This is a genomic window from Methanofollis aquaemaris (assembly GCF_017357525.1).
GTDB lineage: Archaea > Halobacteriota > Methanomicrobia > Methanomicrobiales > Methanofollaceae > Methanofollis > Methanofollis aquaemaris.
The window spans coordinates 1,552,867-1,573,280 of the sequence record NZ_CP036172.1 but is presented as its reverse complement, the minus strand read 5'-3'; the positions used below and the strand labels follow the sequence as shown (position 1 = coordinate 1,573,280).

General features: G+C 57.8%; 14 protein-coding genes. 13 read left to right on the top strand and 1 reads right to left on the bottom strand.

Going from position 1 to position 20,414, the window contains the following annotated elements; all coding sequences use genetic code 11:
* Positions 1-37 precede the first annotated feature (37 nt).
* The 11 genes from RJ40_RS07515 to RJ40_RS07465 all read left to right on the top strand — a co-directional run bounded on the left by RJ40_RS07515 (position 38) and on the right by RJ40_RS07465 (position 13,541).
* Positions 38-1,750: a uracil-xanthine permease family protein gene (locus tag RJ40_RS07515; RefSeq protein ID WP_265580237.1), complete on the top strand. Its 1,713-nt coding sequence runs from the start codon at positions 38-40 to the stop codon at positions 1,748-1,750.
* Between the two features lie 208 nt (positions 1,751-1,958).
* Entirely contained in the window at positions 1,959-2,738 is a 780-nt protein-coding gene (locus RJ40_RS07510) for an ATP-binding cassette domain-containing protein (protein ID WP_265580236.1), read from the top strand.
* Positions 2,735-3,442: a GTP-binding protein gene (locus tag RJ40_RS07505; RefSeq protein ID WP_265580235.1), complete on the top strand. Its 708-nt coding sequence runs from the start codon at positions 2,735-2,737 to the stop codon at positions 3,440-3,442. The genes RJ40_RS07510 and RJ40_RS07505 overlap by 4 nt, the downstream gene beginning before the upstream one ends.
* Positions 3,443-4,054, top strand: coding sequence for a (Fe-S)-binding protein (locus tag RJ40_RS07500; RefSeq protein ID WP_265580234.1), 612 nt, complete (start codon positions 3,443-3,445; stop codon positions 4,052-4,054).
* Complete coding sequence (locus RJ40_RS07495) at positions 4,051-5,274, top strand: methanogenesis marker 16 metalloprotein (protein WP_265580233.1); 1,224 nt, start codon at positions 4,051-4,053, stop codon at positions 5,272-5,274. The genes RJ40_RS07500 and RJ40_RS07495 overlap by 4 nt, the downstream gene beginning before the upstream one ends.
* Before the next feature lie 13 nt (positions 5,275-5,287).
* Complete coding sequence (locus tag RJ40_RS07490; protein ID WP_265580232.1) at positions 5,288-6,559, top strand: cysteate synthase; 1,272 nt, start codon at positions 5,288-5,290, stop codon at positions 6,557-6,559.
* A complete protein-coding gene (gene comE / locus RJ40_RS07485) occupies positions 6,552-7,676 on the top strand; it encodes a sulfopyruvate decarboxylase subunit beta (protein WP_265580231.1) in 1,125 nt (374 codons plus the stop codon). The genes RJ40_RS07490 and comE overlap by 8 nt, the downstream gene beginning before the upstream one ends.
* Before the next feature lie 303 nt (positions 7,677-7,979).
* Entirely contained in the window at positions 7,980-9,119 is a 1,140-nt protein-coding gene (locus RJ40_RS07480) for a glycosyltransferase family 4 protein (protein ID WP_322743869.1), read from the top strand.
* A 12-nt stretch (positions 9,120-9,131) separates the two neighbouring features.
* The gene (locus RJ40_RS07475; RefSeq protein ID WP_265580230.1) at positions 9,132-10,247 is read left to right on the top strand and encodes a glycosyltransferase family 4 protein; all 1,116 of its coding nucleotides are present in this window, start codon (positions 9,132-9,134) and stop codon (positions 10,245-10,247) included.
* 2 nt (positions 10,248-10,249) lie between these two features.
* Positions 10,250-11,338 (top strand): glycosyltransferase family 4 protein, encoded by a 1,089-nt coding sequence (locus RJ40_RS07470; RefSeq protein ID WP_265582629.1) that lies wholly within the window; start codon positions 10,250-10,252, stop codon positions 11,336-11,338.
* Positions 11,265-13,541, top strand: a complete 2,277-nt coding sequence (locus RJ40_RS07465) for a DUF2206 domain-containing protein (protein ID WP_265580229.1) — start codon at positions 11,265-11,267, stop codon at positions 13,539-13,541. The genes RJ40_RS07470 and RJ40_RS07465 overlap by 74 nt, the downstream gene beginning before the upstream one ends.
* 358 nt (positions 13,542-13,899) lie before the next feature.
* On the opposite strand, the gene epsC is transcribed toward RJ40_RS07465, so the two are convergent.
* Entirely contained in the window at positions 13,900-14,517 is a 618-nt protein-coding gene (epsC, locus tag RJ40_RS07460) for a serine O-acetyltransferase EpsC (protein ID WP_265580228.1), read from the bottom strand.
* Between epsC and RJ40_RS07455 the strand changes: the two genes are divergently transcribed.
* On the top strand, positions 14,489-16,264 hold the full coding sequence (locus RJ40_RS07455) for a right-handed parallel beta-helix repeat-containing protein (protein ID WP_265580227.1): 1,776 nt from the start codon (positions 14,489-14,491) through the stop codon (positions 16,262-16,264). The two genes, epsC and RJ40_RS07455, sit on opposite strands and share 29 nt — an antisense overlap.
* 867 nt (positions 16,265-17,131) lie before the next feature.
* Positions 17,132-20,407, top strand: coding sequence for a carbohydrate-binding protein (locus RJ40_RS07450; protein ID WP_265580226.1), 3,276 nt, complete (start codon positions 17,132-17,134; stop codon positions 20,405-20,407).
* Positions 20,408-20,414 lie beyond the last annotated feature (7 nt).

Genomic DNA, 20,414 nt, shown 5'->3' with positions numbered 1-20,414 from the left:
AGACAGGAGATGAAGATGACAGCACAGGGAGGGGACCATGAGCAGGCGACCTGAAGACCTCGTGTACAGCGTTGACGAACGCCCGCCCGCGTCGGTAGCGGTGCCCTTCACCCTCCAGTTCGTCGTCCAGCACGTCGCCCTCTCCCTGATGATCCCGATCATCATCGTCGCGGCCGTCGGGGGTCCGCCCGCAATGACGGCGGCCCTCCTCTCCTCCCTTCTCATTGCCGAAGGAGTAGGCACCGCCCTCCAGGCCCTTCGCGGGCGCGGCATCGGCTGCGGCTACCTGATGCCGAACGCCTGCGACGAGTCCTTCCTGGTGGCGACCCTCCATGCCGCCCAGGCAGGCGGCCTCGCCCTCGCGTTCGGCATGACCGCCGTCGCCGGCCTTCTCCAGATGGGCCTCTCCCGCGTCGTCAGGGAACTACGCGTCCTCTTCCCGCCCGAGGTGATGGGGATGGTCATCACGGTCCTCGGCTTCTCCCTCATCCCCTTCGGGATCCAGAGTTTTCTCGGCATGACCGGCGGGACGGACACTGCCGGTTTTGTCCCCGCCGGTGTCGGCGTGGCCGTCCTCACCCTTGCGGTCCTCGTCATCTCGCCCCGGTTCGGCGAGAAGTATGAGGCGAACGCGATCATCACCGCCCTTGCCGTCGGCCTTGGCGCGAGTTATCTCCTCGGCCTGTACCCGGCCGACGCTCTCGAGCAGGTGATGGCGGCCCCCCTCCTCCAGGCCCCTGACCTCTCGTACTTCTTCTGGTCCTTCGATCTCCGTCTGCTCCCGATCTTTCTCATCGCCGTGATCGCGACGACGATCCAGACGATCACCAATGTTACGATCGGGCAGCGGGTGAATGACGCCGCCTGGGTCAGGCCCGACATGGAGAATATCAGGGACGGCGTCTTCACGATGGGGCTCACGAACGTCTTTGCCGGTGTTATCGGTTCGCCGGGCGTCTCCACCGCCTCCTCCGAACTCGGCATCTCGGTCGCCTCCCGGATCACGAGCAGGTACATCGGTTTCCTCTTCGGCGGGGCGCTCGTCGTCTGCGCCTTCGTCCCGAAGGCGACGACCGCCTTCTCCCTGGTGCCGATCTATGTCATCGGTGCGGTCGTCGTCTACATCTGCGCCTTCCTGATCATGGTGGGGATCACGACGATGCTCTCCAGGATGATGGACACGCGGAAGGTGCTGGTCATCGGCCTCTCCCTGGTCTTCGGCCTCTCCGTCCAGTTTGTCCCGTACGTCTTCGAGGACGTCCCCCCCATCTTCGAACCTGTCTTCGCCTCTTCGATCACCCTGGCGACCATCACCGCCATCGTGCTCAACCTCGCCCTCAGGTTCGGCATCAGGCAGGAGGAGAGCATCGTGATCGAACCGGGTGCAGCCGCGTCCAGGGAGATCGAGGCCTTCCTCCAGCGCAAAGGGGAGGAGTGGGGCGCCCGCGAGGAGGTGGTCGTCCGCGCCGTCGCCGCGGCCACCGAGGTCGCGGAGGGCACGATGGGGTCTCTCACCGACGGCCCTGTCGAGGTCTCGGCTTCCTTCGACGAACTGAACCTCGACCTTGCGGTCGGCTATACCGGGCAGGCGCTGGCCTTCCCTGCCTCCCGTCCCACGGAGGAGGAGATGCTCGAAGACGACCTCGGTTTTGCCGCATTCGCCTGGTACATGGCAGGGCAGTACGCCGACACGGCCCGGAGTGCAGAGGAGAACGGGCGGTGCCGTGTCGTCCTCCATTTTGACCACTGAGGGGCCGCATCCCCCTGTTCCTCTCCCGACATCTGTCCAGAGACCGGGTCTGTACTCTCCATCTGGCCAGGGTGCGGTCTGGCGACCGGAGATCTTCAGAGAATATTGATGTCTTTCTGTACTCATTTAGTGTTATTTTTTTCTTTCTGTCACACAATGATATGACACAAAGATACTCTTATCTGACCCCGGAGAAAAACGCCCCTGCATGGACCTGCAGGTCACCGAGATCACCGTCCTCCCCGGAAGGGACAAGAACGGCGAGACCGAGCACTTCGACCGGATCGTCATCAGACCGGGCGAGACCCTCGCCATCGTCGGCCCGACCGGATCGGGGAAGAGTGCATTCATCAATGACATCGAAGTCTTTGCCAGGGACGACACCGTCACCGGACGGACCGTCCTCGTCAACGGAGCGATACCTCCCGACGACTATGTACGTGATCCGGCGAAAAAGCCGATCGCCCTCATCACCCAGAACACCAAATGCCTCGCCGACCTCAAGGTCGCGGCGTTTCTGGAGATGCATGTCAGGTCGCGAAAGATCGAAGGGGACGAGATCATCAGCGAGACGATCGCCCTTGCAAACGAGTTCACCGGCGAGAAGATCACGCCGGGGGCGCGGATGACCTCCCTCTCAGGCGGGCAGACCAGGTCCCTGATGGTGGCGGACGCGATCCTCGTCGGGAGCACGCCCGTGATCATCCTGGACGAGGTCGAGAATGCCGGGATCTTCAAGGACCGGGTGATCGAGGTGCTCCGCCGCTACCAGAAGGCGGTGGTCTTCGTCACCCACGACCCCCTCGTCGCCCTGATGTGCGATAGGAGGGTCGTGATGCGGAACGGCACGGTCGTCAGGGTCATCGAACACACCGACAGCGAAGACGAGGCCCTTTCAGCGGTGAAAAAGATGGACGGCATCCTCTGCCGTCTCAGAGAACGGATACGTGCGGGCGAGGCCATCACCGGCGGGGTGCAGGCAGTATGAAACTGGTCGTCATTGCCGGACCCCCTTCGGCCGGCAAGACAGCGGTCGTCCGCCAGATCCTCAGGAACCTCGGGACCGGGGAGAAAGCGGCCTACCTCAAGATCGACGTCGTCCGGGCCTTCGAGGACGAAGAACTTGCAACCGAGTTCAGCATCCCCACACGGAAAGTCTACTCCGGCGACCTCTGCCCCGACCATGCCGGGATCATGGTGATGGCCGACGCCCTCAGGTGGGCGGAGAAGGAAGAGGCGTCCATCCTCATCGTCGAGTCTGCAGGCCTCTGCCTCAGGTGTTCGCCGTACGTCACCCAGGCCCTCGGCATTGTCGTCCTCAGCGCCGTCTCGGGCACCCACGCCCCCCTCAAGATGGGGCCGATGATCGGCCTCGCGGACGTGGCGGTCGTCACCAGGATCGACCTCGTCTCGCAGGCCGAGAAGGAGGTCTTCAGGGAGGGGATCAGGGAGGTGGCGCCCGAGATCGAGATCGTGGAGACGAACGCGGTGCAGGGAACCGGCATGCGCTATCTGCTCCGGAGGATCGCAGAGGCCGACGAGGTGCGGGACGCTGCCACCGTCGAACTCCGCGGTGTCCCGCCCCTCGGTGTCTGCACCGTCTGTGTCGGCAAGAAAGAGATCGGGTGGCAGCACCATTTCGGGGTCGTCAGAAGACTCGGGGATGCGGGCAACCTCTTCCGGGGTGATTAGATGGGGTGGACACCGCCCGGAAAAAACTGCGGGCTCTGCGGGGCGCGGACCTGTGAGGCGTTCATGGAGATGGTCGCCGCAGGGGAACGATCTGTCGCCGACTGCCCCTTCTCCGCGGGTGAGGCCTGTATCGTCGCCCCCGATGCGATCTATACGGGCCGGGACTTCGTCGGCAATGCCTACGACTTTGTCATCGACCCCCTTCCCGGCGAACCCTCGGCCAGGAAGATCGTCCTCCCCTTCAGGCCGGACCTCGTGGAGCGGTGGGAGATCGCGGAGGGCGAGATCGTCGTCGGCCGCCCGATGGGCGCAGGTTGCCCTGTCCAGCATGTGATCAGGGTGATCGAGGCCGACCCCGTCACCGGGGTGATCACCGGTCATGTCGTCGGCCCCGAGTTCTCCAGGGAAGGGGAGTACCACGACGTCAGGGCCTATCATATGCTCGGGTTCGAGGGGATGGCCACCCATCTCTCCTCTCCCCCGGTCTTCGGAAAACGCCAGCGGTTTCTCCCCGGCTTCTGCATGATGGCCCTCGCCCATACCGGGGTTACCAATATGATAGTGGAGCGCCCGGAGGGGTTGCATGTGCGGGTGGAGGACGTCATCATATGAAGACGATCTCTGAGATCAGGGAGCGTGTCAGGGATGGGGAGGCCGTCGTTCTGACTGCGTCGGAGTTCAAGGCGCGGGTCAGGGCCAGGGAGCGTCCGGGGCCCGTGGACGTGGACGTGGTCACCTGCGGGACCTGCGGAGTGATGTCAGGGACCGCCGCTCTCCTCTCGGTCCCGGTCGCGCCGCCAGGCACCTTCGGCCGTGCAGAGGCGGTGAGGCTCAACGGTGTCCCGGCCTATCCCGGCCCCTGCCCGAACGAACGCCTCGGTCTCGTCGATATGATCGTCTATGGCACCGCCCATCTGGGGGCACGCTATGGCGGCGGCCACCTCTTCGCCGACCTTGCGGCAGGGAAAGAGGTCCATGTGGAGGTCGATGCGAGAGGGCGGACCTATGAAGCCGAGTTCACCCTCGACGACTGCGGCACCGCCCGCCTCTTTACCACCAGGAGCGCCTTCAAGAACTACACCGCTTTTGTGAACTGCTCTGCCGCCCCAGAGGAGACGATCTTCTCGGTGACCGGCCTGAAAGGCTCCTGTGCCGAGGCCTCGGTCAGCGGATGCGGCGAGATCAGTCCGGTGGAGAACGACCCCGCGCTCAGGGTGCTGGGGCCCGGCGCTCGAGTGCTGCTGAACGGGGCCCCTGGTCTGGTGATGGGCGAGGGGACGAGAAGTACGCCGGAGAAACCGAACCTCTCGGTCTTTGCCGAGATGAAAGGGATGGACCCCTGCACCTGCGGCGGGTTCGTCACGGCCGCAGGCCCGGAGTGCATCACCAGCATCGCCGCCCCGATCCCGGTGCTGGATCAGGGCTCGATCGACGCCCTGTCGGTCCTGGACGATGAGGTCGCCCTTCCGGTCGCCGATATCAAGGACCGGCGGCCTTTTACGAGGACCACCTACGCGGAGGTCTGGCGGGGGACCGATCACGAGGTGGTCTATGAACCCTCCACCTGCCTCTTCTGCGAACCATGTCGGGCGACTGCGATCTGTCCGACCGGGGCCTTCCTGGTCGGTCAGGGGATCGACCCCTGCCTCTGCGCCTCGTGCGGGGCCTGTGCGGTCGCCTGTACGGGGGGCTCGGTCCATGCCGACCTCGGAACCCTCGACGTCGCCGGTGTGACGGTCCCGATCACCATGCGGCAGTCTGACCGGAAGAAGGCTGAAGAACTCTGTGTGCGCCTCAAAGGCGCTCTCCTGGACGGATCATTTGAACTCTAGAGGTGAAAAGAAGATGCGACACTATGAACTCGTCTGTCCCGGGTGCGGAGTGGTCCTTGAGGATCATTACACGCTCTCATGTCCGCAGGGGTGCGATGCACTGATCAGGGCCAGATACCAGAGAAAAAAATTGGGTGTCAGGAACGAACCCGGAATATTCCGTTTCGCCGACTGGCTCCCGGTCGAGGGGACGCTGAAGGCCGCGGCCGGGCCGGTGACCTACCGGAGCGAGGGCCTGGCCCGCGACCTCGGGCTCAAGAATCTGTATATCGGTTTCAACGGCTACTGGCCGGAACGGGGCGCCGAGATCCATACCTGTTCGTTCAAAGAACTGGAAGCCCTGCCCACGATGGTCAGGGTGAGGGAGACCGGAGACGGTACGCTGGTCGTGGCCTCGGCAGGGAACACCGGTCGGGCCTTCTGCCAGACCGTCGCCGCCACCGGGGGACAGGTCGTAGTGGTGGTGCCTGAGAAGGCCGCCACGCGTCTCTGGACGACCGTCGAGACCGACGGGGTCTGTATGGTCCTGGTGGACGGCGACTATTCGGACACCATCGCCGTCGCCGACGCCCTCTGCGCCCACCCCTCCCTCCTTCCTGAGGGCGGGGCCAGAAATGTCGCGAGACGGGACGGGATGGGCACGGTGATGCTCGACGCGGCGGTCACCATCGGGCGTCTCCCTGACCGCTACTTCCAGGCGGTCGGGAGCGGGACCGGCGGGATCGCCGCGTGGGAAGCGGCGATGCGACTGGTCGGGGACGGACGGTTCGGGCAGGCCCTCCCGCGTCTTCACCTTGTCCAGAACCTCCCCTTCGTCCCGATGGTCAGGGCATGGGAGGTCGCGCGGCGGGAGATCGTGCCGGCGACCGATATGCCCGACGCCCGCACGGCGGTCGCTGCGGTCTACGCCGACGTGCTGACCAATCGGAAGCCTCCCTATGGGATCGGGGGCGGGGTCTTCGACACCCTCACGGCCACCAGGGGGACGATGCATGCGGTCACCAACCCTGCCGCGGAGGCAGCGGCGCGCTGGTGCGAGGAGGCCGAGGGGATCGATCTCGATCCGGCGGCCGCGGTCGCGCTCGCCGCCCTGGCCGACGCCGTCGAGACCGGATCGGTCGGCCCTGACGAGATCGTCCTCCTCAATCTCACCGGCGGCGGGTATCGGCGGGTCGCCGAGGATCACGAGCAGTACCGGATCGAACCGGCGTTCCGGGTCTCCGCCGGGGTCGAGACAACCGCTCTTGCCGGCGACGTCCTATCATGGGTGAGAAACCATGCATGAAGATCTCGTCTGTACGATCCTCGAGGATGTCGGAGTCGACCTCACCCTCACCCTCCCCTGCGACCGGGCCGGGGACCTCTGCTTCCTCCTGCCCGATCGGATCCGGACCGTCGGCCTCACCCGCGAGGAAGACGGCGTCGGGATCGCCGCCGGCGCCGTGCTTGCCGGGCTGCGCCCGGTGGTGGTCATCCAGAGTTCGGGCCTCGGGAATATGCTCAATGCGATCATGTCGCTCACCGTCACCTTCGGCCTTCCTTTGCCAGTGCTCGCGAGCTGGCGCGGGGTCTACGAGGAACGGATCCCCGCCCAGATCCCCTTCAACAGCCAGTTGCCCGGCGTGCTCGACGCCCTCGGGATCACCTATACGATCATCGCCGAGCCCTCCGACCTCCCGCAGATCGGCGAGGTGGTCGAGGACGCCTTCGCCCATTCCCGCCCGCACGTCGCCCTCATCTCGCCGAAGGTCTGGGAAGGCGAGGCATGCCCTGCGGTCTCCCGCATCGTACCGGTGCGGGCCCGGCACTCGACGCTCGTCTATGATGCCGAAATTGGGGAACCGACGATGGCACGATATGACGCCATCAGGACCCTGGCCCCCTATCTGGGGGACGCTGCAGTCGTCTCGAACATCGGTGTCCCGAGCAAGGAACTGTATGCAGTTCTGGACCGCCCGCTCACCTTCTATATGCTTGGTTCATACACGCAGGCGACGCCCATCGGCCTCGGGCTCGCTCTTGGTACCGACCGCCGGGTGGTCGTCATCGACGGTGACGGCAGTCTCCTGGGCTCCTCGGTCCTCTCTGTGGTGGCGGCCGCCGCCCCGGAAAACCTCACGGTGATCGGTCTGGACAACGGGGCCTTTGGTTCCACCGGCAATCAGCCCACCTATGCGGCCGCCAATGTCGATCTTGAACTCCTGGCTCGGGCCAGCGGCTTTACCAGGACCTGGAAGGTCGGGAGCCCTGAAGAGATCGGGGCAGTGATGGCTGCTTCAGCCGATGAGGGTCCGAACTTCATTCATGTGATGCTCAGGCCTGGAAATGCATCGGTCGGCAATATCCCTCTTACCCCTCAGGAGATCAGGGCCCGCTTTGCTGCAGCCCTCAGGGACTGCTGAAGGACCGGACACCTCTCTTTTTCGAGAACTTTTCGCAGAATATCCCGGGCAATGTATCGGTAATTCTCGGGAATGGGTTATTATTGTGGATATTGGGACATAGGTCTCCCTGGAGGGAGAGAAACATTTATATTCAATATCCCCCATGAACCAGCAATACTGGTTACGTAAGAGTGGCCTTACGCGGGGGGGACGGCTATTCAGGGATCTATATCAAGAGATCGAGTACCGAAAGGTATCGAAAAAGATCATATTGTTATCTTTACCGCCGGGTTTCCGCCAAGGATTGGTGGACTTGAGAAGGTGACCTATGAACTCTCTCAGAATCTTGTTCGAGTGGGCTATAAGGTGGATGTGGTCACCTGCAACACCGACCATGCTCCTCAGACTGAAGAATATGGTGAAGTTCACGTTCTGCGGTTCCCTTCTCTGAACCTGCTCGGCGCACGATATCCGGTGCCTCTTCCTTCTCCTGCCGCGCTCCACCTCTTCATCAGGATCCTGAGGGGAGACTATCATGCTGTCTGCACGAACACCAGGTTTTTCTCTGTCACTCTGCTGGGATGGCTTGTGGCAAAGGTCAAAAAGATCCCGCTCGTCCACCTTGAGCACGGCTCCTCCCATCCCTACCTGGAGGGGCGGGCCGCGTTGGCACTCGCTGAGGTCTATGATCACACCATCGGATCTATGATCGTCAGGGATGCCGCGGCTACGTTTGGTGTATCGGCTGCAGCTGCCGAATTCCTCAGTCATCTTGGTGCCGAAAGCCCGCGGGTGCTCCACAACGGCATCGACCTTGCACCTTTCAGGGCTGCACAGGCCGGAGGCAACGGCGATCGTCCTTCGGTCGACATCACCTTCATCGGGAGGTTGGTCTACGGGAAGGGGGTCCAGGATCTCCTCTCGATTTATCCCTCCCTCCCGGAGGGAGTGAACCTGAAAATCGTGGGCGACGGCCCGTACAGGTTCGATCTTGAGGAGATTGCATCGGGGATGAGGGGAGTCTCATTTCTCGGCACCATTTCACATGACGAGATCCCCGAGATCCTCACGTCGACCACGATTTTTGTCAACCCCTCGTACTCCGAGGGCCTGCCCACCTCGGTGATCGAGGCATGTGCGGCAGGATGTGCCGTTGTGGCGACCGATGTGGGCGGGACGCGTGAGATCATCACTGACGGCAAGAATGGTTTTCTTGTCCGTCCGGGGGACAGAGAGGCGCTGGTAAAGCGGATCACGTTCCTCATCGAACATCCTGAAATCGCCAGAGGACTTGGTGCATCGGCGCAAAGGTCGGTCAGAGAGCGTTTTTCCTGGGACGTTATCAGGGGGAGGTGGTCCCATGAGATCGAGACCCTTGTCAGATCAGTCCTGGACAGGGGGGCACTTGCACAGGACGGGATACCGCCCCACAGTGCCCACTCTCCTGAGAAAGAGGGCTGAAGGAACGATACCATGAATCTGTTGATCTGCAGTTTTGAATATTATCCATACGGGACAGGGATTGCCAACGTCACCTATAATGTGGTGAAGAAACTTGAAGAACGCGGGATCACATGCACCGTGGCCTCGCCGACTGGTCCGGACATCAAACTGGGGAATCGCTCCCTCATCATGCGGTTTGGGGTCGGAGGGCTCTTCCATTACTGGCATACCGTCACCAGAAGACTCCGAGAGGGCGATTATGATGCAGTCTGGATGCATCAGCCGATGTTTCCAGGCAGGGTGCCGTTCAACCGATGTGTTGCGACTCTGCATTCGACCTCGTATGGCGAGTATACTCACTGGCCGGACAGCACTGCCCGTCACATCAAGGCCTATAAGAGATTCTCTTCTCTCTGTGAGCGCCGGTGTCTGCAGTCTTTCCCGGACAGCGCCTTCTTCACCGGGGTGAGTCGTGGTGTCTGCGACGAGATTGTCGGGATGGGAGTGGACCCGCAGAAGGTCAGGTACATCCCGAATGGTGTCGACACGGATCGTTTTTCCCCTTCGTCTGACCCCGGAGATTTACGGGAGCGGTTAGGCATTCCTGATGGTCGCACGGTCGTGCTCTCAGTTGGTCGTTTCATCCCGCAGAAGAATCCTTTCGGTATGGTTGATCTCTTCTCGGAACTTGAACACCTGCGTGACGACCTCACCCTGGTTGCAGCAGGTCATGGCTCTCTCCTTGAGGCGACCAGAGCATATGCCGCAGAAAAAGGCGTGAGAAATGCTATATTCCCTGGGAGAATGCCGTGGGAAGATGTCCCGTCTCTCTATGCCGTTGCAGATCTCTATCTGATGACCTCACGGTATGAGGGGCAACCGCTTACTCTTCTGGAAGCTCTCTCTTCCGGTCTCCCTAGCATCGTTTCTGATATCCCCACCCTTGGTCTGGTGAAGGAGGCGAATGCCGGTCTGGTCATCGATCCGTCACAACCCACTGTTGCCGCCAGTTCGGTGGCCGCCTATCTTGAGAACGGTGTCGCAGCCCATGCGACGAATGCACGCCGTTACGCCCTTGAAAATCTCAAATGGTCGGGGATCGCAGACCAATATATCAGAGCCTTTCGGGAGGTGGCCCGGAATTGAAGGTGCTGCTGGTCACCGATAATGTCTCGGGCGGGATCGTTCACTATGTCTCCCAACTTGCAAATGCCCTTGCCGAGGAGGATGAGACCGTGCTCTTCGCCCCTGTGGGGGTAGATCGGCAGAATTTCTCGCCGAAGGTGAGGGTGAAGGAACTGCCGGTCGGAAATACACTCCGGAATTTTATTGTGAACACTGCTTATCTCCCCAGGGCAGTCCGATTTCTTACGGCCCTGCAGCAAGAGAGACCTGAAGTCATCCATTTCCAGCTCACTCCTCCCTGGTTTCTCCTGTTTTTTCCGTTTTTACGGAAATACCCGCTGGTGACCACCATCCATGATGTCAGGCCCCACACAGGTAGCAGGGCATTTGACCAGGTCATCAGCAATGAGGCCTATATCTCCTGCTCGGACGCTGTCATAGTCCACGGGCAGTGGGCGAAAGAGGTTCTCGGTGCAGGTGAGAAGTGTCATGTGATCCCGCATGGGGATTATGCCTTTTTCGGGGACTATGAGGATAATGGCGGATCTGCTGAAGAAACAGGAACCATCCTCTTTTTTGGGAGGATAGAGGATTATAAAGGGTTGTCCTATCTTCTGGATGCGATGCCCGGCGTCGTACGGAGTGTTCCCGATGCCAGACTGGTCATCGCCGGGAGCGGGGATCTCTCACCATATCAGGCGGCCATAGATCCTGCCTGGTGTGAGGTGCATAACCGATATATTAGAGACGATGAGGTCGCGGGTTTCTTCAAGCAGGCCTCGGTAGTAGTTCTCCCATACATCGAGGGTACCCAGACAGGGATAATCCCGATCGCGTACGCCTTCAGGAAACCGGTGGTCGTGACCGCAGTCGGGAGTATTCCCGAGGTTGTGGATGATGGGAGAACCGGTCGTGTCGTACAGCCCCGGGACGTCGATGCGCTTGAGGGAGCATTGATAAGCCTTCTCACCGATCCGAAGGGAGGCACAGAGATGGGTGAGGCCGGTTACCAGAAGATGCGGGCTGAACTCTCATGGGATGTTGTTGCCAGGCGGACACGAGAGGTATACCGCAGTTCAATCAGGGAGAAGAGTAGGTATGCTGGATCTTGAAATTCATCGCTGGTCCTGGCGGCGTATTGTCACAGTCTCTTTTTCCCTCCTCCTTCTCTTCTGGGGTTCGGTTGCTCTCGACGGGATGGGGGGAGGCATCCCCCTTCTCAGGCAGACAGCCGGTTTTTTTCTCCTCACTTTTGTCCCCGGGCTCTGTCTATTGCGTGTGATGGAAATCAGAGGAGTAGGTGGAATCAGAACTCTGTTGTATACCGTTGGTTTGAGCCTTATTCTCTGGATGATCCTGGGATTTGCCATGAACATGCTTCTCCCCGTCTTCGGTATCATGAGTCCGCTCTCAGGTTCTTATCTCCTCCTCTGGATGAGTATGGTCCTGATCTTTCTTCTGGTCATAGCGTTCATCGTTGATCGGCGGTCTGAAGTGGTGCCTACGCCTGGTATCTCTTATCCGAAAGGCCTGCCCTTCCTCTTCTTTATCTTTTTACCTCTGCTCACCGGACTTGGGGCCTATGCAAAAGAATTATGGGGGACGAGTGTTGTTCTGATGGGTGTAATACTTTTGATCGCCTGCATCCCCCTCTTGATCGGATCGGGGAGGGTGTTCCATGAGGAGATCTATCCTCTTGCTATCTTCTCAATTGGACTCTCTCTTCTCCTCCATACCGTCCTGATTTCAGGACATGTATGGGGGTGGGATATCAATGAGGAACTCTATTATGGAAGTCTTGCCGCTCAAAGCGGGCTCTGGGATCATACCCTGTACTCAAATGTCAATGCCATGCTCTCGATCGTGATGCTCATCCCGCTCTTCTCCGGTTTCTGTGCTATCTCTCCAGTCTGGGTATTCAAGTTGATCTATCCGTTTTTTTTCTCACTTGTTCCTCTCGGCCTCTATGCGGCGTATCGCCAGCAGACGTCTTCTTTGACCGCTTTTTTTGGAGCCTTCTTCTTTGTTTCTTTCTATGTCTTCTTCACCGAGATGCTCCAGCTTGCACGCCAACAGGTCGCTGAACTCTTTCTTGTCCTCATTGTGCTTGTATTCCTGGATCATGCACTCGAACGATCACACCGTGCGTTCTTGATGGCTCTCTTTGCCTTCGGGCTGGTGACTTCGCATTACGGCCTCACGTATCTCTTTTTTGCCGCCCTTGTTCCTTCGATCCTCGTCCTTCTTCTTGCCGAGCGTAATGTGGTCGGCAGGGTGGTGAAAAGGCTGATGTGTTGGTGTTCTTTCTTCTCTCCTGTTCTGACTGGAAAGGCACGTCGGATGATCAGTGTCTCTTTTGTCCTTGTATTCTGTGCTTTTATTCTCATCTGGTACCTCTTCACCAGTGAAGCCGCCGCGTTTAAGTCCGCCGCCGAGATCGGCGAGAGTGTTCTGAGCAGTCTCCAGGATGAACTTTTCATGTCTGATGCGTCACAGGGATTGCATATTATCCTCTCTCCGACGGATACGCCTCTGCATGAACTCTATAAGTCTCTCCAACTCGTTTCTCAGGTACTTATCGCCCTTGGGATAATCTCGGTGCCGCTTTTTGCAGTGTTGAAGTCCAGGTTCTCAAAAGATTACTATGCTCTCTCCATCATGTTCCTTGGCCTCTGTGTGGCGGGAATTGCCCTCCCATATTTTTCGAGCGCCCTGAATACCTCAAGACTTTACCAGATATCGCTTATTTTCATTGCTCCCTTCTTTGTATACGGCGCCATGGTGATCGTCGGTCTGATCGCAGGGCCGTTCAGAAAGAGGAGGCCGGGGGCGGTTACCGCCTGGAGCCGGGCCCTGATCTCTCTCTTTCTTGCAGTTTTTTTCCTCTTCAACGCCGGTTTTGTCTTTGAGATTGCCGATGACGGACCAACATCCCTGGCTCTCTCTGAAATTGAAGAGTATCCGATTTTTTCAGAACCTGAGGTTGTGGGTGCGTCCTGGCTTGCCAAAACGGCTGGCGACGCTGAACGTAAGGACCGATATTTGTACGGAGACGATATTTCCTGGCTGGTTGTAAGGGGTTTTGCGGCGATGAATTCCTGGACGATGGCTGCCGAGGGGAAACATGCCCCTGACGATTCTTATCTCTTTTTTGGGGCTGCAAATCTCAGAAGTGAATCTGTGAAAGTGACTGCATACAGGAAGGTGGTCAGGGTTCCGGTCCATCTTCCGATGCATTCGATCGTTGTGGGCAGGGGAAAGATCTATGATGGAGGAACAGCAGTTGTCTTTGACCCCATCCCAGAACCTGATTGAGTCCTCGAAAAAATTGTCGATTTGGGGTTGTTGAAAACCCTCAGACTTTTTTCATATCTTTCTGTTCCCGCGTCTTCCTTCGCACTCGCCCGGGGGTTGCGACCTCCGGACCGCATGCGAAGATTGGGATGCACGGTCATACGATTGCCAGGAAGAGATCGTGAAGCCTGTGGTGCCCCCTCTGCTCATCTTTGCCGAGGGGCGGTGTTGAGATTGGTGCCCTCCTCCTCCCCTTTGCTAAGAAAGGGATCAGGGATCCCTCCATACCTCGAAACACTACTCAGAACAATGTCCATTGTGTATGCTTGGGCCCAGGGTTCATGCCGAATTCAACAGAGCCAGTTTTGGGACGACCTCTTCAGGTAATCTGTCTCTGTGATGTGAGTTTGAGAAGTTCGTGGTATGGGATCTCCACTCTGTTGACGACTCCTGCGGGTACCCCGACGGCAACCGCCCAGGCAGGCACATCTTTGACTACGACGGCGTTTGCACCGATCATAGCGTTTTTGCCGATGGTGACAGGGCCGATAATCTTCGCACCGGCTCCAAGAAGGACATTATCCTCAACCACCGGTTCGGTCTGCCCGCCAATATCTTTGCCCGGGGATGCCCCGACGGTGACCCCCTGATTTATGGTGATATTGGAACCAAGGACCGTCTTGGCCCCAATGACGATGCACTGTGGGTGCGGGATAAAGAGTCCGGGTCCGATCCTGGCCTGTGGGTGGATCTCAATGCTGTTTAAGAGGATATCGACGATCCCGACCAGGCTGCCGAGGAAGGGGATTTTCTTTTTTTCTGCATGGTTGCGTAGACGGTAACAGAAGATCGCTCTGAAACCTCTGGAGAATATGAGATGGAAAGTGACCGCTCTGATGATGGCAAGTTTTCCTGTGGCGGTGATGTCTCTGCTATGATAGGAATAATACCTGTTCAGGTCGGCGAGTATGATCGTTGAAAGTCCTTTAGAGGACATCGTGAGCCCTTATCCTCCTGCGGTCATATATATGTTTTGTGCCTCCTGGGTGAGAGGATTTATATCCCCCCACATCCTTCTTGGGGGCATGAGCCGGCTAACCGGGTCATGGCTCTTTGTCGTACTGATTATCCCGATCTTCTCCGGGGTTCCAGTATCTGCAGGGGTTATTACTGTCGCCACTGTCGAGTCTTCGGAGGCGGAGGGCGTAGACTATCTCTGTGATGGTATCTCTGATCAGATTGAAATTCAGAAGGCCCTGGAAAGAGCTGGAAATGGTGGGAAGGCCCTCTTAAAACCCGGGACATACCATTGCGATGATTCGATAACCCTTAGAGACGGTTTTTGTCTGGAGGGTTCAGGTGAGGGAAAGACAATTCTTGAGTTCTCGGGTGGATGGATCGGGGTTTTTGCAAAAGATCACACTATTCTACGCAACCTGACGATCTCCGGGAATGGTGCGGTCTGGGTGCAGGGGAGTCATGTCCGGATTCAGCAGGTGACGGTGACCGGCGATCCGCGGATGAATGGCGGATTCACAGTCTGGGCGGAGGGGCGGATCATCGAGGATGTGGTCTTTGAGGACTGCGCTGCCATTGACCTCACCTGGACGGGTTTCAATGTAGATGGAAGAGGAGAATCGATTCTGGTACGGGGTCTGCGGTACGAACGGTGCCGGGCCGTCCGGTGTGGTGCCGATGACAATTCGCATCCATGGTCTGCCGGGTTCATTCTTGCTGAACACAACGATCTCGAAGATGTTACGGTCAGGGACTGCTCTGCTGAAGACAACTGGGAGTCGGGATTCCATATTGAACCTGAGGTCTCGGTAAAGAACGTGGTCATCGAGAACTGCACGGCTATGAGGAATGGCATCCGAAAAAACCTTCTTTTTCCTGATTCCGGCCCTCCTGAATTAAATGGGCTGACTTTCGGTGCCGGATTTACTATGAACAATGCGGTCACCCTGAAGAACTGCGCCGCCGAAGAGAATTACCGGGGTTTTTTTCTCTGGTCAACGGATGGGGCACATTTTGATGGTTGTTCTGCGGTGCGATCACTTACAGACGATTTCGCAATCGTTCACCACAGTGGGTACACCACTGGCAACTCCTTTGTAAACTGTGTGAGTACCGAGGCCGGCCGACATGCCCTTTCGATTCGGAATGCTGCAAACCTTAGATTTGAGAACTTCTCTGCATTTTCTCCGGCAGGTGACGGTCATTCCTGCATTCAGATCGGGGGCTATGAGCCGTCTCTTGGCCAGGACTATCCTTGTGAAGCCTCTTCCTTTGACCTGAACGTGATGGGTGGCGGTTCGCCGAATATTGTCTATGTATATCTCGGGCGCGACCTCACGCTTTCGGGGGGGATCGAAACCTCCGGTTCATGTCCCCTCCTGATCGCAAGTGATGGTCGGCGAGGGGTTGGCGGGAAGACGACAGGGGGCGTCACCATCGAAGGAATGCGGATCGTCATGGGTGGGTCGGGAGTCGGGGTCTGTGTCAGTGAGACTCTTCCTGATGCTGGTACGGTGAGCGTGCTGGATACGGTGATCTCCGGGGATTCGATCTCTGCAGGAATCAGAAACGAGGCTCTGGGTGAGGTTGTGGTCTCGAATCTCTCGATTGATGGTGGAGGGGAGGAATATATCGATGAAAGGCGACCAGGTATCCCGATAATCGGGCCACTCTTCGATATTGTTCATGGTATCTTTTCACGAGTATCTCAGATTTTTCAGAGTTGAAAATAATGGCTCCGTTAAAACCTTCAATTCCTCTTTTTCTAGCCTTGAGGGTGCCAGGAACCGAGAAATTCGCCGCCCCCCGGCTATCTTCGCCGTGGGAGGGTCCGGGGGGTCTCCCCCCGGCGAGAGAGAGCAGGATAAAGTTTTTCGTTCTTCTGTGGGGGTGGCCCGTCTGATCGACATGCCTTCCCACACCATACACGCCGGGGGCGCTGCCCCCGAACCTCTGGGATTGCCATGGGGGGGAAGGCGGGCGGGGAATCATTCGGAGAGTGATCCCGTCCTCTGCCTCCTGGTCACGCAGGGTGTGTGTGGTCAGTCACTGATGTCTATTCGAGATGAGGAATTCAATAAAACGCCGAATCTCTATTATTTTTGAGCATTTGAACATTTTTGGGCAGATTTTCGAGTTGAGTTCTCCGGTGATCGGGTCATTCCGCTAAATTGCCTCAAATTTTAATTATGGTGTGATATTAATATTCTATTTTTTTCCGAAGATTTTATCTGCCTGCGCTCGGGGATGATCAGGGCGTTCATGCTCATATATGTCATAATCGTCGTTTTTTTCTTTATATTCGGATTGTTTTATTGGCGTACCCTTGTTGAATATTATCTCGATCTTTAGAAACCCATTTAATCAATGAATTACAGATTGAAATCTGATATGTCGTCTGGAATCATCTTCATATTGGATAATTATTCGACGATGTCTCTTATCCTATTTTGTGGAAATTATTTTGAATTTCCTCTCTTTGTTATTAAATTCACAAAATAATTTATGAGATTGAATAGTTCTCGATCACAATGTTTAAAAGTACATTGTGTTAAAATTGATCTTGACGGGGGGATGAACATGAGGAACATTCCATGAACAATAGATCAATGTTGCGCCTCCTGCTCCTGGCGTCAGTGCTCATATGTCTGGCGCCTGCGGTCAGTGCTGCCACGCTCAATGTGGCCGCCTCTGACAGTTCGCAGGATGCAAAGACACAGGCAGACTATGTCTGTGACGGAAAATCTGACCAGATCGAGATTACGAACGCGCTCAACGCGGCCGGGAACGGTGGCACGGTTCACCTTGCTGCCGGGACGTACAACTCTGACGGCAGTATCAAAATGGCACCGGGAACAACGCTCATGGGTTCAGGCGAAGACAAGACCAGGATCGATATCCGCGGTACCTGGGATGGTGTATTCGCTAATGAGAACACTCACCTTGAGGGTTTTACCATCTCGGGTCAGGGTGCTGTCTGGATTCAGTACAGTCACGTCTCTGTCCAGAGTGTGACCGTAACCGGTGACACGAGAATGAACGGCGGTTTCACAGTCTGGTGCCCCGGGCACGACCTCACTGACATCTCGTTCAAGGACTGCACGGCCATCGATCTGACCTGGACAGGATTCAACATCGATGCAACCAGTGCTGGCCTGAAGGTCTCTAACATCACGTATGAGAACTGCAAGGCGATCCGGTGTGGTGCCAACGACAACTCGCACCCGTGGACTGCGGGGTTCATCTTCGCAGAGCACAACGACCTTGAGAACGCTCTCATCAAGGACTGCTATGCAGAGGACAACTGGGAATCCGGTTTCCACATCGAACCAGCCCCTGCAGTGAAGAACGTCGTCTTCGAGAACTGTACAAGCAAGGACAATGGTATCAGGAAACAGGCACGTTTCCCTGAGTCTGACACCCAGCGGGACATGAACCTCATCTTCGGTGCAGGATTCTTCCTCAACAACGGTGTCACGGTGAAGGACTGCACGGCGATCGGGAACCATCACGGGTTCATGATCTGGTCGTCGAACGGTGCGAAGTTCGAGAACTGCTACTCCAAGGACTCGGAAGCCTCTGACTACTTCCTGATTCACTGGAACGGCTTCAACTCTCCGAACGTCTTCACCAACTGTGTGAGCGAGAACGCAGGCGGGTACGCCATCGATGCCTCGAACACCAATGACGTGAGGTTCGAGAACTTCAAGATCATCAACGCGGAGGGTGTTGACGGCTCCATGATCAGGCTCGGGAAGTACTACCCCGCCATCGGTCGGGATCTGCCATGCCAGAACTCGTACTTCGATCTGACTGTCGAAGGCGGGCCTGAGAACATCCTGTACTCACACTACGGTGTGAACGATGTCATCGAAGGAACGGCAACCGGCAACTATGCGGAGAACCCGTTCAAGATTGTCTCACCGTCTTCAGGCGTGGACACATCAGGACTGGTGATCAAGAAGTCCACCGATCCGGTGGACCCAACCCCAACCCCGACTCCTGACCCGAACCCCGACCCGAACCCCGAGCCGGTGGAGAGGCACACTCTCCCCGGCACGGTCGAGGCCGAGGACTATGATCAGGGTGGAGAGGGTGTTGCCTATCATGACACCGACGCCGTGAACGAAGGCGGAGAATACCGCAAGGACGGCGTCGATATTGAATACTGGGAGAAGACCGGTGCAACCACCATCGCCTATGCCTATCCAGGTGAGTGGCTCCAGTACTCGGTCAATGTCACCGAGGCCGGGACATATGACGTCGATTTCACCGTCGCCTCCGCCATGAATGGACAGTCCGTGAAGGTGCTCATTGATGGCGAAGAGATCGCCGCTGTTGAAGCCCCGAACACCGGTTCATGGGGTACCTTTACCACGGTGAAGAAGAGTTTTGACCTCTCCGCTGGCGACCACACGCTCAAAGTTGCCTTCGACGGATCCCTGAATCTGGACAAGATCGCCTTTGTCCAGAACACCTCTTCGGGCTCAAACCCGGACAATGGCTCTGGCTCTGAAGCGGGGACTGCGGTCCCCGGCACCATCGAGGCCGAAGATTATGATGAAGGCGGCGAGGATGTCGCCTACCATGACACCGACGCTGTGAACGAAGGCGGTGATTACCGTCAGGATGGCGTCGATATTGAATCCTGGAAAACCAGTGGTGTCACCACCATCGCCTATGCATTCCCTGGCGAGTGGCTCCAGTACACCATTGATGTCGCCGAGGCCGGGACGTACGATGTTGCGTTCACTGTTGCCTCTGCCATGAACGGGCAGTCCATGAAGGTGCTCGTCGACGGCAAGGAAGTCGAGACCGTGACCTCGCCGAACACCGGTTCGTGGGGCACGTTCACGACAGTAAAGAAGAACATCGACCTCCCTGCCGGGAAGCATATCATCAGGATCGTCTTCGACGGTTCCCTGAACTTCGACAAGATGGTGCTTTCGGCATCTGATTCATCGGGTTCAAACCCTGGAGAGAAGACGGCAATCGCCCTTCCGGGGACATTTGAAGCCGAAGATTATGACGAAGGCGGCGAAGGTGTCGCCTATCATGACACCGACGCCGTGAACGAGGGTGGAGATTACCGCAAGGACGGTGTCGATATCGAAAACTGGGAGAAGACTGGTGTCACCACCATTGCCTATGCCTATGCGGGTGAATGGCTCCAGTACACTGTCGATGTTGCCGAGGCCGGGACGTACGATGTTGCGTTCACCGTTGCCTCCGCCATGAACGGGCAGTCCATGAAGGTGCTCGTCGACGGTAAGGAAGTCGGGACCGTGACCTCGCCGAACACTGGTTCGTGGGGCACGTTCACGACGGTGAAGAAGAGCCTTGAACTTCCTGCCGGCGAGCATGCCATCAGGATTGTCTTCGATGGCTCCCTGAACCTTGACAAGGTTGCGGTCACCGCCGGTCAGGAGTCTGTTTCGTTTACGATCCAGGCCGAAGACTATGACGAGGGTGGCGAAGGCGTCGCCTACCATGACAGGGACGTGGAGAACAGAGGCGGTGCGTACCGTACGGACGGTGTCGACATCGAGTCCTGGAAGGACAGCGGAGTCACCACCATTGCCTATGCCTTCCCTGGCGAATGGCTCCAGTACACCGTTGACGTCCCGAGAGCAGGGACATATGATGCCGAGTTCGTCGTCGCCTCCGCCATGAGCGGGCAGTCGATGAAAGTACTTGTCGACGGGAAAGAGGTCGGGACCGTGACCTCGCCGAACACCGGGTCGTGGGGTAAGTTCACGACGGTGAAGAAGAGCATCGCTCTCCCCGCCGGAGAACACGCCATCAGAATGGCGTTCGGTGGTTCTCTGAACCTCGACAAGTTCTCCTTTGCCAGCACATCCGGCTCTTGAATGGGGT

Coding starts and splice junctions, on each gene's coding strand:
- RJ40_RS07515 (WP_265580237.1), top strand. CDS start 38: ATGAGCAGGCGACCTGAAGACCTCGTGTACAGCGTTGACGAACGCCCG.
- RJ40_RS07510 (WP_265580236.1), top strand. CDS start 1,959: ATGGACCTGCAGGTCACCGAGATCACCGTCCTCCCCGGAAGGGACAAG.
- RJ40_RS07505 (WP_265580235.1), top strand. CDS start 2,735: ATGAAACTGGTCGTCATTGCCGGACCCCCTTCGGCCGGCAAGACAGCG.
- RJ40_RS07500 (WP_265580234.1), top strand. CDS start 3,443: ATGGGGTGGACACCGCCCGGAAAAAACTGCGGGCTCTGCGGGGCGCGG.
- RJ40_RS07495 (WP_265580233.1), top strand. CDS start 4,051: ATGAAGACGATCTCTGAGATCAGGGAGCGTGTCAGGGATGGGGAGGCC.
- RJ40_RS07490 (WP_265580232.1), top strand. CDS start 5,288: ATGCGACACTATGAACTCGTCTGTCCCGGGTGCGGAGTGGTCCTTGAG.
- comE (WP_265580231.1), top strand. CDS start 6,552: ATGCATGAAGATCTCGTCTGTACGATCCTCGAGGATGTCGGAGTCGAC.
- RJ40_RS07475 (WP_265580230.1), top strand. CDS start 9,132: ATGAATCTGTTGATCTGCAGTTTTGAATATTATCCATACGGGACAGGG.
- RJ40_RS07465 (WP_265580229.1), top strand. CDS start 11,265: ATGTTGTTGCCAGGCGGACACGAGAGGTATACCGCAGTTCAATCAGGG.
- RJ40_RS07455 (WP_265580227.1), top strand. CDS start 14,489: ATGATCGTTGAAAGTCCTTTAGAGGACATCGTGAGCCCTTATCCTCCT.
- epsC (WP_265580228.1), bottom strand. CDS start 14,517: ATGTCCTCTAAAGGACTTTCAACGATCATACTCGCCGACCTGAACAGG.
- RJ40_RS07450 (WP_265580226.1), top strand. CDS start 17,132: ATGAACAATAGATCAATGTTGCGCCTCCTGCTCCTGGCGTCAGTGCTC.